Below are 1152 nucleotides of genomic sequence, written 5' to 3'. Positions count from 1 at the left end.
TGTCACGGCCCAGGACTGGACGGAGGGCTACACCTACGACGCGGCCGGTAACCAGACGCACGCCGCATGGCCCGAGAGGCATGCGGGAGGCGACGCGCAAGGGGCTCGCGAATACACCGGAGCGACCTTGGTGCGGGCGGGACGAGTCCACTACGAGTACGACCGTGACGGGCGGATCGTCCTCAAGCGCAGGGTGCGCCTGTCGAGGAAGCCGGACATCTGGCGATACGCATGGGACGCGGAGGACCGGCTCACCGAGGTCACGACGCCGGACGGCACTATATGGCGTTACCGCTACGATCCGTTCGGGCGGCGCATCGCGAAACAGCGGCTTGCCGTGGACCGCGAGACCGTGGTGGAGGAGACCCGCTTCGCGTGGGACGGCGACACGCTCGCCGAACAGTGCACCACGTCCCCGGAGTTGCCGTCGCCGATCGCTCTCACCTGGGACCATCGAGGGCTCCACCCGATCGCCCAGACGGAGCGACGTGTCGATGCCCTCACGGATGAAGAGATCGACAGCCGATTCTTCGCCATCGTCACCGATCTCGTCGGCACTCCTGTCGAAATGGTCGACGAGGAAGGGGCCGTTGCCTGGCAGACGCGGTCGACTCTCTGGGGCAGCACGACCTGGAATGCCGACGCCACGGCGTACACCCCGCTGAGATTTCCCGGTCAGTACCACGACCCGGAGACCGGTCTCCACTACAACCGGCACCGCCACTACGACCCGGACACCGGCCACTACGTCAGCCCGGATCCTCTCGGACTGACGCCCGCGCCGAATCACCGGTCCTATGTCCACAATCCGCATACCTGGTCCGATCCGCTCGGCCTTGAGGGCGACTGCGGCACGGATATCGCCCTGGGCCTCGAGAGCACGGACGACAATCCGATGGCTCTCGCGGAATTCGGCATGGAGCGCAATGCGCTCACGTATCACGAATGGCCCGAAGGGAGTTCCTGGCATCAGCAGGTCCAGGGCTATCTTGGCACCGGCTCGAATTCACGGATCCACTTCAACCTTGACGGAATCACCGACCCGGTGGCCTCGGCGCGAGCCGGGGAGAACGTCAACCCCGCCAACGACTTCGAAGGGCTGACCAACTGGGAACTCGCCCAGGCCCGAGACTCGCCGCACGCGTGGGACCG

General features: G+C 66.1%; 1 protein-coding gene. It reads left to right on the top strand.

Annotation, left to right across the window (positions count from 1 at the left end; genetic code table 11):
- Positions 1 to 1152: RHS repeat-associated core domain-containing protein (locus tag ACZ5CR_RS46480; RefSeq protein WP_468870094.1), on the top strand; the 1152-nt coding region annotated here is incomplete at both ends.

Source organism: Streptomyces sp. NPDC031274 (assembly GCF_055570235.1).
The sequence above is the reverse complement of the archived record's forward strand: the minus strand, read 5'-3'. Positions and strand labels throughout refer to the sequence as shown.